At 63.6% G+C, this 15137-nt stretch carries 13 protein-coding genes; 5 read left to right on the top strand and 8 right to left on the bottom strand.

The features are described from left to right. Positions 1-15: 15 nt before the first annotated feature. Together BLS60_RS14795 and BLS60_RS14790 are read right to left on the bottom strand one after the other, a co-directional pair. Entirely contained in the window at positions 16-741 is a 726-nt protein-coding gene (locus BLS60_RS14795) for a ferritin-like domain-containing protein (protein ID WP_070883704.1), read from the bottom strand. Continuing rightward, entirely contained in the window at positions 738-1913 is a 1176-nt protein-coding gene (locus tag BLS60_RS14790; protein WP_092369435.1) for a hypothetical protein, read from the bottom strand. Before BLS60_RS14790 ends, BLS60_RS14795 begins: the two co-directional genes overlap by 4 nt. A gap of 510 nt (positions 1914-2423) precedes the next feature. On the opposite strand from BLS60_RS14790, the gene BLS60_RS14785 reads away from it, so the two are divergent. After that, a complete protein-coding gene (locus tag BLS60_RS14785) occupies positions 2424-2960 on the top strand; it encodes a sterol desaturase family protein (RefSeq protein WP_092369432.1) in 537 nt (178 codons plus the stop codon). Here the strand turns inward: BLS60_RS14785 and crtB are convergent. The 5 genes from crtB to fni are packed head-to-tail and all read right to left on the bottom strand — an operon-like array spanning position 2842 to position 8813. Continuing rightward, a complete protein-coding gene (gene crtB / locus BLS60_RS14780) occupies positions 2842-3843 on the bottom strand; it encodes a 15-cis-phytoene synthase CrtB (protein ID WP_143024607.1) in 1002 nt (333 codons plus the stop codon). The two genes, BLS60_RS14785 and crtB, sit on opposite strands and share 119 nt — an antisense overlap. After that, on the bottom strand, positions 3840-5330 hold the full coding sequence (locus tag BLS60_RS14775; RefSeq protein WP_092369429.1) for a phytoene desaturase: 1491 nt from the start codon (positions 5328-5330) through the stop codon (positions 3840-3842). The genes crtB and BLS60_RS14775 overlap by 4 nt, the downstream gene beginning before the upstream one ends. Beyond that, on the bottom strand, positions 5327-6493 hold the full coding sequence (gene crtY, locus BLS60_RS14770) for a lycopene beta-cyclase CrtY (protein WP_092369426.1): 1167 nt from the start codon (positions 6491-6493) through the stop codon (positions 5327-5329). The genes BLS60_RS14775 and crtY overlap by 4 nt, the downstream gene beginning before the upstream one ends. Then, entirely contained in the window at positions 6490-7761 is a 1272-nt protein-coding gene (locus tag BLS60_RS14765) for a glycosyltransferase (RefSeq protein ID WP_092369422.1), read from the bottom strand. The genes crtY and BLS60_RS14765 overlap by 4 nt, the downstream gene beginning before the upstream one ends. Beyond that, entirely contained in the window at positions 7758-8813 is a 1056-nt protein-coding gene (fni, locus tag BLS60_RS14760; RefSeq protein ID WP_092369419.1) for a type 2 isopentenyl-diphosphate Delta-isomerase, read from the bottom strand. Before fni ends, BLS60_RS14765 begins: the two co-directional genes overlap by 4 nt. Positions 8814-9055: 242 nt before the next feature. Between fni and BLS60_RS14755 the strand changes: the two genes are divergently transcribed. After that, positions 9056-9943 carry a polyprenyl synthetase family protein gene (locus BLS60_RS14755; RefSeq protein ID WP_070883711.1) on the top strand — a complete coding sequence of 296 codons (888 nt, stop codon included), beginning with the start codon at positions 9056-9058 and terminating at the stop codon, positions 9941-9943. A 10-nt stretch (positions 9944-9953) separates the two neighbouring features. Here BLS60_RS14755 and BLS60_RS14750 read toward each other — a convergent pair whose 3' ends face one another. Further along, the gene (locus tag BLS60_RS14750) at positions 9954-10430 is read right to left on the bottom strand and encodes a hypothetical protein (RefSeq protein ID WP_070883712.1); all 477 of its coding nucleotides are present in this window, start codon (positions 10428-10430) and stop codon (positions 9954-9956) included. A gap of 276 nt (positions 10431-10706) precedes the next feature. On the opposite strand from BLS60_RS14750, the gene BLS60_RS14745 reads away from it, so the two are divergent. The 3 genes from BLS60_RS14745 to BLS60_RS14735 all read left to right on the top strand — a co-directional run bounded on the left by BLS60_RS14745 (position 10707) and on the right by BLS60_RS14735 (position 15124). Further along, a complete protein-coding gene (locus BLS60_RS14745; protein WP_070883713.1) occupies positions 10707-11219 on the top strand; it encodes a sigma-70 family RNA polymerase sigma factor in 513 nt (170 codons plus the stop codon). Further along, positions 11216-12163, top strand: coding sequence for a FecR domain-containing protein (locus BLS60_RS14740; RefSeq protein ID WP_092369505.1), 948 nt, complete (start codon positions 11216-11218; stop codon positions 12161-12163). Before BLS60_RS14745 ends, BLS60_RS14740 begins: the two co-directional genes overlap by 4 nt. A gap of 516 nt (positions 12164-12679) precedes the next feature. Further along, positions 12680-15124, top strand: a complete 2445-nt coding sequence (locus tag BLS60_RS14735) for a TonB-dependent receptor (protein WP_092369416.1) — start codon at positions 12680-12682, stop codon at positions 15122-15124. The last annotated feature ends 13 nt before the right edge of the window (positions 15125-15137 follow it).

The raw sequence follows: 15137 nt of genomic DNA, 5'->3' as shown, positions 1-15137 counted from the left end.
CTCGCCATTGACCGGTCAGCTGACTTGACCCAGCAGGTCCTGCCGGATCAGCTCGCGCACTGTGCTCAGGTGCAGCTCCTCCTGCTCAAAGGCGTGTTTGAATCCTTCGGCGATCAACGGGTGTCCGGCCTTTTTGGCCAGTTCGATCAGCAGTTCCCAGGCCGCGTTGTCTTCCAGCTCGATGGTCAGGATCGCGCTCATGGATTGCGACAACGTGGTGCGTGGGTCGGTCAGTACCTGCAGCACGCCCTGAGCTTTCACCGCCGCAACGTCGGCGCAGGGCGTCATGGTGGTCGGGTCGCCGCCTAGTGTTTCGATCGCTTCACGTACCAGGTTCATGTGTTCGAGCTCCTGGGCCTGGATCTCCCGCAGCGTTGCCACCATGGCCGGCGTCGCGCCTACGGCGGATGTCGCCTTGGCGATCATCGCCTCATACAAGCGCACCCCGGTACGCTCGAAGGCCAGGCGTTCGCCGAGCTTGTCGAGGAGCACCTCGGGGTTGCTGCCAGTGACCTTGTCGACGGCGGTTTTCAGCATGCCTTTGACCGAGCCTGGCGGCGGTACGGACCCAACCCGGTCGGCCGTGCCGATAGCCTGCTGACGTGCGTCGGTGTAGCTACGCATATCGCCGGGTATGTCGGCAGGGAACAGGCGAGTGGCTTCGAGTTGTTCCTGCGTGGCGTCTGGCGCCATTTGTGTGCCGGTGAGATTCATGCCGATTTTGACTTGGCGCTCGCTCATCGTTGTTCTCCCGCTGGGTTGAGTTCGGTACCGGGTTTCCAGGTGTAGCCGGCGGACACCACATTGGCCGGCACGCCCTCGCCGTTGAGCCGTGACCGATAGTCGAGGGAGGCACGGCCTTCCTTGTCCTTGGGCACGTAATCGACGCCGTGAGCGCGCAGATCGATTTCTCTGGAAAGGGTTTCGCGAACGAAATCGCGCTGGCTTTTGAACTGGATCATCTTTGGTAACTGGCCGCCCAGCACCTCGGCCGGGTCGCGCCGTTCGTGCTGTTTGAACAGCTCGCAGGCCAGGTTGAGGTGGCCCTGCTCGTAGTCGACGAAGCGCTCCCACAGCGCCTTGATGCGCGGGTTGTCTTCCTGCTCGGCGCAACTGGCGTATGTGTAGACCTCCATCGCCTCGTGCACCAGCCACTTCTCCATGAAGCTCTCGCTGGGGTCCTGCAGCGAGCCATATTGGGTCACGTGCTGCTCTTCAACCGAGGCGATCTCGGCGTACAGCGCCCGCGCCACCGGGTCGGCGAATAGCGGGCCGATGTTCATGTAGTAATCGTGGGTCTGATATTCGGCCCCGGTGATCAGCGCCGCGTGGATCTTGGTAATCAGGGCGGCGTTGTCCTTCTCGTAGCTGTCGCGCAGGTCATCCTCGGGTGCGCGGTGATGCTCGCTGGTCGGCCGGCCCGGAATGATGTCGGTGTAACCCTGCAGGATATTGTTGGCGTCCTTGCCCTCCAGCCGGTCGAGCATCGCGGCGTAGCGGTAGAGGTGATCGAAGTCTTCGAGCAGGCCGAAGCGGTAGGTTTGCGCCTGGTAAGGATCGGGTTCGTTCTGGGCGACCGCAGCGGTGATCTCGATGGCGGTCTGCTCGTAGGCCACGGTGGTTTCCAGCGGCGAATGGTCGGACGAAAGGAGCCAGTTGATGGCGGTCATCTGGTGATGCTCGACGCGGCGGATCTGCGCCAGCGGCAGTTGCAGCGCCTTGTTGAAGCGTGCACCGAAGTGCTTGAGGCGCAAGGCGTCGGATTCGACACCGTTCATCAGGATCACCCGTACGCGGGTGAAGGCGTCGTCGTCCAGCTTGCTGATGGGTCTACTGGCCAGTTCTCGCCAGGTGAACGTCTGTTTCTCCAGCGGCGTTCCCTTGTTGTCCAACAGGGTGTCGATCATGCTCATGGATGAGCCTCCATCATCGGTTTTCACGGATAGCAGCACGCTGTTTCGCGCGCCTTTATTCGTCGACTGCCCCCGAGTTCCGGCCATTGCAGGCCTGCGACAAGTGGCCGCTTCGTTCGCCGGTTCGTATGGAGTAGGCTGAATTCGCCGCTTGAAGCCCCATGTGGCGCGGCCTTGCCGCTGCTGCGGCCGCCTTACAGCGCTGACGCTTGCGAGTTAGGCAAACCGTTGAATGGCGGTACTTTTTTCCGCTCGTCCAGGCCCGCCGCAGTTCGGCGGCAACAGTGCGGCGAGCGCGGCGCAGTTCTTGTAGGATGGTGCGACTTTTAATCGTTGCCCCACGCAGCCCCACGCTTTTGAAAATGGAGCGCCTGGCAGCGATGGCGGTCGATAACACAGGCATAACGGAGCGATGCGTTTGAGCAGCCACACCCACCCGATGAATCACCGCACCTGGTTTGACGAACACAGGCAAGCCGAGCGCTTCAGCCGTTGCGTGGCGGTGGCGCGATGATCGTCAACGCGCTGGTGTTCTTCGCCACGCTGACGGCGATGGAAGGCGTCGCCTATTACGCCCACAAGTACGTGATGCACGGCTGGGGCTGGGGCTGGCATCGCTCGCACCACGAGCCGCGCGAAGGCTGGTTCGAGAAGAACGACCTGTACGCCGTGGTGTTCGCTGGGTTGGCCATCGTGCTGATCGCCCTGGGGACTCAGGGCATGCATCCGTTGGAGTGGATTGGCGCCGGCATGACCGCTTACGGCCTGCTGTATTTCGTGGTGCACGATGGCCTGGTGCACCACCGTTGGCCGTTTCGCTTCGTGCCACGCAGCGGCTACGTCAAGCGCCTGTACCAGGCGCACCTGATGCACCACGCCGTGGACGGCAAGGAGCGCTGCGTATCGTTCGGCTTTCTCTACGCGCCTTCTACGGCGCGTCTGAAGGCTCAGCTGCGGGCGATGCACGACGGGCCGCTGCGCAAGACGGATGCGGACGTCGCCACAACTGCGCAGGGCGAGCCGGCCAACGGGCGCCACGACTCGTAAGCGCGCGCTGCAAACCAGTCAGTACCGCGCCGATCTTCTCCGCTTTTGAGGTGGATATGCGCGCATCCCAGGCCTGTTCGCCGGCCGCTGACACCTTCACGCCAATCTGTCGGTACACCGCTCCTGCAGTTGCCACTGCCCAGGCCGAGCGCCAGGGCAGGGCGGTGAGCCCGGCCTGGGCGCTGGCGTAATAAGGCTCGGCGAGTGCCACCAGGCGCTGACCGAGCACTGCAACTGCCGGGCGGTATTGGCTTGCGCCGACCTGATCCCGCGGTATTCCCAGTTCGGCCAGCCACTGCTCGGGCAGGTAGCAGCGGCCCACAGCGGCATCGTCGACGATATCCCGGGCGATGTTGGTCAGCTGGAACGCCAGGCCCAGGTCACAGGCGCGGTCCAGCGTCGCTTCGTCCTGGGTACCCATCACCCGAGCCATCATCAGCCCCACGACACCGGCGACGTGGTAGCAGTACTGCAAGGTGTCATCAATGGTCAGGTAGCGGCGTTCCACCACGTCCATTTCGAAACCCGCCAGGTGCTCCAGCGCGTGCTGCTCGGGAATGCCGTGGGCACGCACCACCTGGCGAAAGGCCGCGAATGCCGGGTCGTCCAGCTCGCCGCCGGCGTACACCGCGCGCGTCTGCGCCATGAGGTTGGCCAGGCGCCGCTCTGCTTCTTCACGGCTGATGGTCACCGCATCGTGGCCGGCTTGCTGACCGTCGATCACATCATCGCAGTGGCGACACCAGGCGTAGAGCATCACGGCGCTGCGCCGGGTTGGCTCGTCGAACAGCTTTGAGGCTGCCGCAAAACTCTTCGAGCCAACGGCGATGCTCTGGTTGGCGTGTTCGATCAGCGCCTGGTCGTCAGGCGCAGTGCTGCTCATGGCTGCAGGTCCTCGAGCATCAATCCCGCCGTTGCCTTCGCCGAACCGATCACACCAGGAACACCGGCGCCCGGATGGGTGCCGGCGCCGACCAGGTAGACGTTCTCCAGCTGCGCATCGCGGTTGTGCGGGCGGAACCAGGCGCTTTGCTGCAGCACGGGCTCCAGCGAGAACGCCGAGCCTTGATAGGCGTACAGCTCATCGCGGAAATCGTTGGGGGTGAAAATCCGGCAGGTGACTAAATCGTCGCGCAGGCCCGGCATGTAGTGCTCTTCGAGGTAGTCCAATATGCGATCACGGTAACGCGGGCCTTCGACCTCCCAATCGATGGGCGCATTACCCAGGTGCGGCACCGGCGACAATACGTAGTGGCTCGAGCAGCCGGGCGGCGCCAGGCTCGGGTCGGTGACGCAGGGCGCATGCAGATAGAGGGAGAAATCCTCGGCCAGGGTGTGGCCGTGGAATATCTCCTGGATCAACTCGCGGTAGCGCGGGCCGAAGCACACCGTGTGGTGCTGCAGCTGAGGCTGCTGGCGTTTGAGACCGAAGTGGATCACGAACAGCGAATTGCTGAAGCGTTTGCCTTTCAGCCGACGGCCTTCCTGGCGGCCGCGCGGGTGTTCAGCCAGCAGCTTGTCGTAGGTATGCACCACATCGGCATTCGAGGCCACGCAATCCGCCGCGAAATGACGGCCGTCCTGCAGGCGTACGCCAGTGGCACGGTTGCCCTTGGTGTCGATGGACGCCACGTCGGCGTTCAGTTCCAGGGTGCCGCCAAGGTCCTCGAACAGTTTGACCATGCCCTGCACCAGCGCGCCGGTGCCGCCCTTGGGAAACCACACGCCCCATTCACGCTCCAGGGCGTGGATCAGCGTGTAGATCGATGAGGTGGCGAACGGATTGCCGCCGACCAGCAGCGAATGGAACGAGAACGCCTGACGCAGTTTGTCGTGCTCGACGAACTTCGACACCATCGAATAAACGCTGCGCCAGGCTTGCAGGCGAGCCAGCTGCGGGCCGACCTGGAGCATGTCGCGAAACGACAGGAACGGCACCGCGCCTAGTTTCAGATAGCCTTCATTGAAGACCGCGCGGGAGTAGGCGAGGAAGCGCTGGTAACCCTCCACGTCGCTGGGGTTGAGCGCCTGGATCTGCCGATCCAGATCAGCCTGGTCGTTAGCGTAATCGAACTGCGTGCCGTCCTCCCAGCAGAGGCGATAGAAGGGCGCGACCGGGAGCATCTCGACGTAGTCGGAAAGCTTGCGGCCGCTGAGCACGAACAGCTCCTCGATGGCGCTGGGGTCGGTAATCACCGTCGGCCCGGCATCGAAGGTGAAACCCTGATCGCGGTACACGTAGGCGCGGCCGCCCGGCTGGTCACGTTTTTCCAGCAGCGTGGTGCGGAAGCCGGCGCTCTGCAGCCGAATGGCCAGGGCCAGCCCGCCGAATCCCGCGCCGATGACGATGGCTGTTTTCGCTTGGTTCATGAACGAGTCTCAAAATGCTGGGGGGAATGACGGACGGCCGCACGCATGGCCTCGCCGACGGGCACCGGTGGTTTGCCGATCAGAATGCGCGCACGGTCATGCCAAGGGTTGCTGCCGGCGTAGAATCGTTCGATCAGCCCGGCGGGCAGCCCGTAGAACCGCTGCATTACCTGCCAACGGTCTTTCGGGCGCCCGGCCAGGAACAGCATGCGGTTGAGTAGACGATAAAAGCCCTGATTGCGCCATTCACCGCGCGCATGGGCTCGCAGGTCATGGGCCAGGGTGGCGGCATCACGCAGCTCATACCCAACCAGCCAGTCGGCCAGGCGCACCGCGTGGGGCAGCGAATAACCGGTGGTGCAGTGGAACAGCCCCGCGCGCAGGCCGGACAGCGGCTGGCCGGCTGCTTCGTCCCAGAAAGCGTCGAAGTCGCCCGCGAGGGTGATCGGCAGGATCCCTTGTTCCTCACGCAGGCATTCGGCGATCTTCCAGCCATGGCGATGGGCATAGGCCGCAATGTGCTCGCGCAACTGCTCGGTGGACGCACGGTGGTGGTCGACGTAGTGGGTGTCTTCGATCAGCAGCGTGTCGGGCGAGAAGGGCAGCACGTAGACGAAGCGGTAGCCGTCGCCCTGGGGCACCCGGGCGTCCATGATGATCGGCGCCGTCAGGCCATGGGGTTGCTCCAGGCGCAGTAGCTGGCCGACGAAGGCCTGCTGGCCGAGCACCAGTTGCTGGCTGGCGCGTGCACCGCGGCCATCGATCACCGCGCGGGCCTGCAGCCGCTCGCCATCTTCCAGAGTCACGTGGGTCGGGCTCAGGTCGCTGATCCGCGCACCCAGGCGCAGCGTCGAGCCCAAGGCCGGGGTGACGACCTGGGCAAAGCGCTCGCTGGTGATGCTCGCATAGCCACTTTCCAGAGCGCGAGACAGGTACGGGAAGTGCACCTGGTAACTGGACCAGCGTTGCACCACCAGCGGGTCCAGCCAGCGATGCTGGGCTTCACTGAGGTCGCCGTCGTGAAAAGACCAGGTGTGGTTGCCGCCCAGCTGCGGCTGCTCCTCGATACACAGCACCTTGAGATCGGGCCGCTGCTGTTTCAGGCGCCAGGCGATCAGACCGTTGGCCAGGCCGCCGCCAGCAAGAATCAAGTCGTAAGTCATAGACCTTCAGCGCGCTCCGTGGTGAATGGCAGGACGGCTGCCTCGACGATATCGGCAGCCCGCGGCACACCGCCTGCCTGCTGCAGTTCGGCAATCAGCCCGTCGAAGCCCGCTAACGGCTGTGTGATCAGTGCACGCAGCGCCGCTTCGATGCGCGAGGCACTGGCACGGCGACTGAGCTGGCTACCCACGCCACGATAGGCGACGCGTGCCGCCACCCCGGGTTGGTCGAAGGCGATCGGCATTACCAGCATCGGTGTACGCGCGGCAATCGCATCCATCACGGTGTTCAGCCCGCCATGGGTGATCACCGCATCGGCCTGCTCAAGCGCCCATTGTTGCGGTGCGAAGTCGGTGACCCAGGTGGCGCCGCAGTCGATGAGTCGCCGCTCCTGGGCGGCATCCAGCTTGCCGCAGTGGGCGATCAGCAGCTGGCCGTCGAGACGACGGCAGGCACGGGCGATCCGCTCGAACAGGCCGAGGCGGTCGCCCTGCAGGGTGCCGAGGCTGGCGAAAAAGAACGGCCGCTGTTTATCGATGGGCCACTCGCCCTGGCGCGTTGTCGCCGGGCTGCGCAGCGGGCCGACGGCATGGAACGTATCCGGGAGCTGGCTGCGCGGGAAATCGAAGCCCGGCAGGGTCTGGCTGATCTGCGCAAGGGGCGACAGGCAGTCGTGCAGGGCGGTGCGCGGCGCGATGTTAAGGCGCCGTGCCGCTTCGTTGATGACAGTGCCCAGCGGCTTCATCAGCCAGTCGTAGACCTGGCTGCTGCCACGGTACATGTGCTGGCTGCGCTCGTCGGTGGCGTAGGCGAACGGCATCACCGGCAGCGGCAGGCCAGGCTCGCGATTGACCGGCAGCGCGCAGGCTACCGATACGAACGGCAGGCCCAGGCCTTCCGCGACCAGCCCGCCGGCCGGCTCCATCTGGTCGCAGAGCAGGGCGTCCACCTGGTTGTCGGCCAGCGCGCCAGGCAGCTCGCTGCAGAGCATCGCCGTGGTGCCGGCCATCTGCTTGATGATCCGTCGCAGGCCCCAGGGCGTATCCGGTCGCGCGGCCTGGCGCAGGGTGCGCTCCAGGCTGCCTGGCGGATGGCTGCCGGCACCGACCGAGCGAAACGCGACGCGTGGGTCACTGAGCCAATGCGCGGCGTCCGACTGATGAAAGAAGGTTACCCGGTGGCCTCGCTCGATCAGCTCGACGGCAAGGGCTTGCAAGGCTTGAAAGTGGCTGTAATAGGGCGGCGCGATGACGGCGAAGTGGGTCATGCTTGAGTCGTTCGTAAGGAGCCAGTCGAAAGCAGCCGGGCATTGCGCAGCGCGGCCAGGTTGGCGGAGCCGGTGCAGAAGCAGGCGGTGCGCAGTTGGCGAATGACCACCTGAAAGTGAGCGATCACCGCCTCGGTCGACAGCGTCGCACCGGGCAGCGCGCCGGCCGCCTGGCCGACGATGTCGGCGCCGAGGCGAATGGCCTTGGCAGCGTCCACGCCATCACGTACGCCGCCAGAGGCAATCAGCGTCACCTCCGGCAGCGCCTCGCGTATCGATTGCACGGCTGTCGCCGTCGGAATGCCCCAGCCTGCGAAGGCCATCGCCACGGCGCGATCCGCCTCGTTCGCCGCGCGCTCGCCTTCGACGGCCGCCCAGCTGGTACCGCCGGCGCCAGCGACATCGATCACCTGCACACCAGCCTCGACCAGCGAGCGAGCCACCGAGGCAGAGAGCCCAGCGCCGACTTCCTTGACGACCACCGGCACGTGCAGGCTGGCAGTGATGCGCGCGATCTGGGTCAGTACGCCGCGCCAGTTGCGGTCGCCTTCGGGCTGCACGGCTTCCTGCAGCGGGTTGAGGTGAATGATCAGGCCGTTGGCCTCCAGCGTATCGACAGCGCGGCGCGCCAGGTCGAGGCCTTCAGGCTCCAGCAACTGCGCGGCGCCGATGTTGGACAGCAGCGCAATGCTTGGCGCCAGGCGACGCAATTCACGGGTCAGGCCCTGATCATTGCCGGTCTGCAGGCTGACGCGCTGGGAGCCGACGCCCATGGCGATGCCCAGTTCCTGAGCCGCCTCGGCGAGGTGACGGTTGATGGCTTCGGAACGGTTGGCGCCACCGGTCATGGAGCTGATCAGCAGCGGCGCCTGCAGGCCGATGCCAAGCAGCGAGGCGCGCAGGTCTACCTCGCCAAGATCCAGTTCCGGCAGTGCGCAATGTTCGAACTGTATCGTCGACCAACCTGCACTGACGCGAGTGCTCGCCTTGTGTCGATCCAGGACGATATCCAGATGATCATCCTTACGGCGACTCAGGTCGCTATTATTCATGCAGGCTCCATTGCACAGGAATCATTTCGGGGGGCGCGCGGTCTGTCCAAAACGGAAATAATATAGGTGTCCGCTTGGCTTGAATTTGCCACATTATCAGGCAACTGCACGCTTTAGACGTTCCAATATTACAAAGCGGCTTTAGTTGCGATCACTTCGGTGTCAGGATCGCGCGTTGCGGCGACCTTGCAGCGTGGGAAACGTATCCAGGTGTTGCGCAATACAGAAGAAGAGAGTGAACGATGACAGCCTATGCGACTGCAACGATGGACAGCGGATTTACCGAACACCTTGCGCAACTGCGCGTGTCCATCGAGGACAGGCTGGATGCTTTATTGCCGGTTGTCAGCGATGAGCGCGCCCTGGTAGCGGCTGCCGTTCGCGACGGCGCCCTGGCTCCCGGCAAGCGCATGCGTCCGCTGCTGCTGTTGCTCGCCGCCAATGGCTTGGGGGCCAACCAGCACCAGGCGCTTGATCTGGCATGCGCGATTGAAATGGTGCATGCCGCGTCGCTGATTCTCGACGACATGCCCTGCATGGATAACGCGCAGATCCGTCGCGGCCGGCCCACCGTGCACCTGGCGTTCGGCGAAGACATCGCGATTCTGGCCGCCGTGGCGTTACTGGCGCGAGCTTTCGGGGTAGTTGCCAGCATCGAAGGGCTGGATCCGCTGGTACGCACCCAGTTGGTCGAGATAGTTGCCAATACGGTTGGCTCGCAAGGGCTGGTGCAGGGGCAGTTGCAGGACCTGCGCGATGGCAAGCATGCGCGCTCTGAAGAAGAGATTGCCGCGACCAACAACCTGAAAACCGGGGTGTTGTTCAGCGCAATCATGGATATGGCGTATCTGATCAGCGATGCGCCCAAGCCGGTTCGTAGCGTACTGCAGTGCTTTGCCATCGAGCTTGGCCACGCCGTTCAGCTTTACGATGACCTGCAGGACGCCAACCCCAACAATGCCAAGGACCAGGGCAAAGACGACGGCAAATCGACCTTGCTCGCGGTATGTGGTGAGGCGGGTGTGCGTGAGCGGCTCGATCGTCACCTGGCGCGCGCCCAGGAATGTTTGGACGAGGCCTATCGCGATGACGTGTATATCGGGCGTTTTCTAAAAATGCTGTTCGTCTGATCGGGCGCTATTACCGAGAGAGTGCTTCAAGAGCACTCTGCAACTCGCCAGCATCACTGAAACGCTTTTCGCGCACCACGCTACCGCCTTCCAGTTCCAGCCACTGCACCGTTTCCCGGTCGCCGTCATAGCGGCCTGCAACGCGACCCGTCTGATCCAGCATGATGCGGTAATTGGCCGAGCGCATGGCCGGCACCGCCACCATCTTCGCCAGCGATGGCATCTTTTCGATATCGGCCACGTAGACCACGTGACGCGCTTCCAGGTAACCCGCCGGCTTCTCTTCCAGCGCGCCGTTGACCAGTCGCGCGGTCGACATGCTGCGCGCCACAAGCACCACTCGAGCGCTGTGATCCAGAGTGTAAGCCTTCTCGAACTGATCGAGCAGCGTCCAGGGTGCGGCAGGCGTCGGCGCCGTTGCGGGCGTATCGGCGGCCCAGGCGGACGAACAGATGACGCTGAGCAATAGAATGGAAAGAGACTTCATGGCTGGCCGCTTTATCGAAAAATTCGCAGCACAATAGAGCCCCGTGCCTTCCTTGCCAAATGTTTTGCCGCCCATACCGCGCTGTGCGGCTGGTTGTTTATCGCATGCATGGAGGGAAGGGCGGCCCGCGTGCACCCCCTATAAAGACCGAGCGCCGCAAACTTGCCTGCATGCGCAGTAGGTAGCTGCCAACGAAATCCGCCGACAAGGCTACCGCTTCGATCAGTTGTTAATTAGAATCGATCTCGTTATTAGCTCTCGAGGCAGGTGTTCGGCATGTTCGGTTCGGCGGTACCCAGTGAACAGGCTTTTCACGACCTCTACCGTGACCACCGCAGCTGGCTTGAACACTGGCTGAGCCGCCGCATGGGCAACGGTTGGGATGCGGCCGATCTCAGCCAGGACACCTTTATCCGCGTCTTGTCAGGTTCGCAGGTCATCACTGACCTGGAGGAGCCGCGTGCCTACCTGAAGACCATCGGTAAACGCCTGCTGATCAACCTGCACAAGCGGCGCAGCCTGGAGCAAGCCTATCTGGATGCGCTGATGCAGTTGCCCGACGCCTGTGCGCCATCGCCGGAGCAGCGCTGGCTGTTACTGGAAACCCTGCAGGCGCTTGATGAATTGCTCGATGGGTTGCCGCCGGTGGTGCGCCGCGCTTTTCTGCTCAGTCAGCTCGAAGGGCTGGGCTACCGGGAAATCGCCGAGCGCCTGGAGGTTTCCGAGCGGACAATCAAACGCTACATGGCGCAAGCCTACGAACACTGCCTGCTGGCTGAGCTGTGCTGAATCGCGAGGTCAGTGACGATGCTCGGCAGACGGCGCGATCCGCGGCGCGCTGGCTGGCGTTGATCGAGTCCGGGCAGGCCAGTGATCAGGACCACGCCAATCTGCAGCGCTGGCGTGAACTGAATGTCAGCCATGAACACGCCTGGCAGCGCATCCAGGCGCTGCGCGGCCGTTTCGCCGGGTTGCCCCCCGAACTCGCCATGGCCAGTCTCGACCGTCCTGACGCCAGCCGCAGGCGACTACTGAAAGGCATGCTCGGTTTCGCCGCGGTTGCCCCGGCGGCCTGGCTGGTAAGCCGCGAACTGCCCGTTGCTGCCTGGCGGGCAGACCTGTCCACGGGCACTGGCGAGCGTCGCAGCGTGACCCTCGCGGGCGGTTCGGTGCTCGAGTTGAATACCGCTTCTGCGGTGAATGTCGATGCAGCGCAGCGGCGCGTGACGCTGGTGCGCGGTGAAATCGCCTTACGCGTTGCAGAGACCACGCCCTTCGTCATCGACACGGCCCAGGGCAGGGCGATACTGAGCCAGGCCCAGCTCTGCGTTCGCGAGCTGGGCGATAGCTGCGAATTCTCGATGCTCAGTGGCATGGCAGAGCTGCGCCCGACGCAGTACGAGACACCGGCGTTGCGCGCCGGCCAGCGCGTGCTGTTGCGCAACGGTCGGGTGGTATCGACACAGGCCTTCGACACCGCTGCACCCGATTGGCGCGACGGCGTACTGATGGCTAACGATCAGCCTCTCGGGGATTTTCTGCGTGAGCTCGATCGCTATCGACCCGGGGTCCTGCGCTGGTCGCCAGCGCTCGAAACATTGCGTGTTACGGGCAGTTTTCGCCTTGCCGATACCGATCAGGTCCTTGACCTGCTCGCCGCCAGCCTGCCGCTAGAGGTTCGTGCTCGCACCCGTTACTGGGTGACGCTGGTACCCCGCGAACAATCGGCCTGACCTGCACGTCATCGCGACGCTGGATGTGCTAACGACCCTACATGTTCCCACCTCACCTCGGGGTTGCGGCTCCTACGAGATTGGGTCAGCCACTCAATCATTTTGTAGGAGCGTCGCCCCCGGCGCGAAGGATGGCGGCCGTGCTGCAGGATCGATGTTGCACCCACCATTCGCCGCGGGGTCGCGGCTCCTACAGGATGTGGTTAGCCGCGCAGTATTTCGTAGGAGCGTCGCCCCCGGCGCGAAGGATGGCGGCCGTGCTGCAGGATCGATGTCGCGCCCACCATTCGCCGCGACGTCGCCGCTCCTACGGGATGTGGTCTGCCGCGCAATCATTTCGTAGGGGCGGCGCCCCAGCGCGAAGGATGGCGGCGGTGCTGGGGTTCGATGTTGCGCCCATCTGCGGCGGGGGCCAGGCCGATCTTCGTCGGGTGGGGAAATTTATTCGGGTAGCTGTCCCTTTTTTTTCACTGGCCTGTCATGGGTAGTAAGTGAACCTAAAAGAGAGTCTTGCCAATGCCATCGCTGACACGTCATCGGCCTCGCCTGGTGTCTTCCATTTCCTACTCGACCGTATGCCTGAGCCTGATGCTCGGCTTGGGCGCCATGGCTCCGCTGGCCGCCCACGCGCAGACCGCTGAGCGCACGTTCAGCGTGCCCGCCAGCAGCCTTGGCGAAGCGCTAAGCCGTTTCGCCAGTCAGGCCGGGGTGAGTTTGTCGGTCGATCCGGCGCTGGTCAGTGGCCGCAGCACGCCTGGGCTGTCCGGCACCTACAGCGTTGATGAGGGCTTCATGCGTCTGCTGCAGGGCAGTGGCCTGAGCCTGCAGCCTGTGGGTGCGCAGGCTTATACGTTGGTACCAGCTGCCGATGACGCCGCCGCGATGGAAATTGCGCCGACGGCGATCACCGGTGTCACGCTTCCTTCAGAAAGCCTGGAGGGCGAGCGCTACGCTGGCGGGCAGGTAGCACGGCGCAGTTCGCAAGGCTTGCTCGGCTCGCGGGATTTCATGGAATCACCACTGAGCATGACCACCTACACCAGCGAGGCGGTGAAGAACAACCAGGCTCGCACCCTGGCCGACCTGACCGCCAGCGACCCTGCGGTGCGGTCTACCAACCCGGCCGGCGGACGTTTCGAGCAGTTCACCATTCGCGGTTTCAGCCTGTTCAACAGCGATGTGTCCTACGGCGGTCTGTACGGCATCATGCCGACGTACTCCATCGATATGGAGATGGCCGATCGCGTCGACATCCTTCGCGGGCCCACCCAACTGGTCAACGGCATCTCGCCGCGCGGCAGTGTGGGCGGCGGCATCAACGTGGTGCCCAAGCGCGCCACCGACAAGCCGATCACCGAGTTCACCGGTACCTATGCCTCGGACAGCCAAGTCGGCGGCGCCGTCGATGTCGGCCGCCGTTTCGGTGAAGACAACCGCTTCGGGGTGCGCTTCAACGGCGTCAAGCAGTCCGGCGATACCGAATGGGATCATCAGAAGGTCAACCGCGAGATGGCCGTGCTGGGACTGGACTTCCGCGATGAGCGCCTGCGCCTTTCGATGGATGTGGGGCATACCGAGCGCGATACCGATGCGCCGCAGGAGCGGGTGCTGGTATCGGATGCTGCGCCTGTGCCAAGAGCCAGCGACGTGCGCCACAACTATGCCCAGGCCTGGACGAAGGCCGAGACCAGTGACACCTTTGGTGCGCTGCGCGGTGAGTACGACATCGACGATTCGTTGATGGTTTATGGCGCAGTGGGGGCGCGCAAGAGCAATCATGACTTCGTTCGCCATAACGTATCGATCCTCAATGCTGCCGGCGATTTCACCATCCAGCCCCGTGACTTCACCCGCGACGAAGACGTGCGCACCGTCAACGCGGGTGTGCGCAAGTGGTTCCAGACCGGGCCAGTCAGCCATGAGGTCAATCTGGCTGCCGATTACTTCTCGATGGACTTCGAGAATGGCGGCGGACGCTATGCCAATCGCCCGGGCAATCTCTACAACCCGGTTGCTACGCCCGAGCCGACCGTTCGCACGCGGACTGATGCAAAGATTTACACCGAGAACCGCTTCAGTGGCGTGGCGCTATCCGACACGATGGGGTTTCTGGAGGATCGCGTATTGCTGACGCTCGGTGCCCGCTGGCAGCGAGTGAAGGTCGATGACTGGGAGAATGGCATCAAGGGTGAGACTTCCTACGACGAGGAAAAGCTCTCGCCGTCGGTTGGCGTGCTGTTCAAGGCTACTGATCAGCTGTCGCTGTATGCCAACTACATGGAAGGTCTGAGCCAGGGCAAGATCGCACCGTCGACCTCCAGCAACGAAGACGACATATTCCCTCCATTCATCAGCCGCCAGCTTGAGGCTGGTGCCAAATACGACATGGGTAAGTTCGCCATTACCGCTGCCGTATTTCGCATCAAACAGCCTGCCTATGAGACAGGTGATGCGCCCGGCCCAGGTATTAGGGGCACTTTCGGCCCAAGCGGCAAGCGGGTGAACGACGGTATCGAGTTGAACGTGTTCGGCGAGCCCATCGACGGCTTCCGTCTACTCGGCGGTGTGATGTACATCGACAGTAATCTGGAAGACACCAACAACGGCGGCGCCACCGACGGCAACCGTGCCCCGGCAACGCCCGAGTACAACGCCAACCTTGGTGCCGAGTGGGACGTGCCAGCGGTGCAGGGCCTGACCCTGACCGCCCGCAGCATGTACAGCAGTTCCCAGTATCTGGATCAGGCCAATACCAAGGAGATTGATTCCTGGACCCGCTATGACGTGGGCGCACGCTATGCCTTCAAGGTCGATGAAACCGATGTCACCTTGCGCGGCACCGTCGAGAACGTGGCCAACTCCCGGGACTGGATCTCGGCGGGCGCCTCGGACGACAGCGAGCCTGGCCTGACCCTCGCGACGCCACGCACTTTCGTGCTGTCGGCCACCCTCGGGTTCTGATGCATTGAACAGG

This window comes from Phytopseudomonas seleniipraecipitans, assembly GCF_900102335.1.
GTDB classification, from domain to species: Bacteria; Pseudomonadota; Gammaproteobacteria; order Pseudomonadales; family Pseudomonadaceae; genus Aquipseudomonas; species Aquipseudomonas seleniipraecipitans.
Note: the sequence above shows the minus strand (reverse complement) of the source record. Positions and strands in the feature narration are given on the sequence as shown.